Annotated in this window: 1 protein-coding gene; it reads right to left on the bottom strand. The window is 45.8% G+C overall.

Features of this window, described 5'->3' with window-relative positions; genetic code table 11:
* On the bottom strand, positions 1 to 513 hold a 513-nt coding region (locus ACFFIT_RS04030; RefSeq protein ID WP_385876368.1), incomplete at both ends, for an Ig-like domain-containing protein.

The raw sequence follows: 513 nt of genomic DNA on the forward strand, positions 1-513 counted from the left end.
ACACCTGATTTAGTCATTGGTGCCGCTTGGAAGTTATGCTCTCCACCCGCTAAGTTCGCTGCAGGTATGTAACTCCAAGTACCATCTTCATTCACCGGCACAACCGCCACTTCTTTACCATTGTCATAGATTTTAATGAACGCAATCTTACCACCCGCTGTCCCTTTAAATTCAGGCTGACGGTCATCTGTAGACTCACCACGTTTGACTGAACCTGTTTTCGGCCCAAAGTCATCGTATAAATCTAAGAATTGTTGGCTTAATGCCGGAGGCACTTCTGTCTCCACGGTAAAGCTTAGGCTGGTCTTATCACCTATCGTACCTACGTAATTCACTGGCGCGACACTGATGGTTTGTTTACCCTCAGTTAAGTCTTTAGCAAAGTTGTAAGTCCAGCTGTTGTTTACCACAGGCACACGACCGATTAGGTCATTACCTAAGTAAATCGCCACTTCAACCACACCATCTGGTGCACGACCTTCAATATCAGGACGTTTATCATCAGTGTAACCG

This window comes from Thorsellia kenyensis, from assembly GCF_042432445.1.
GTDB classification, from domain to species: domain Bacteria; phylum Pseudomonadota; class Gammaproteobacteria; order Enterobacterales; family Thorselliaceae; genus Thorsellia; species Thorsellia kenyensis.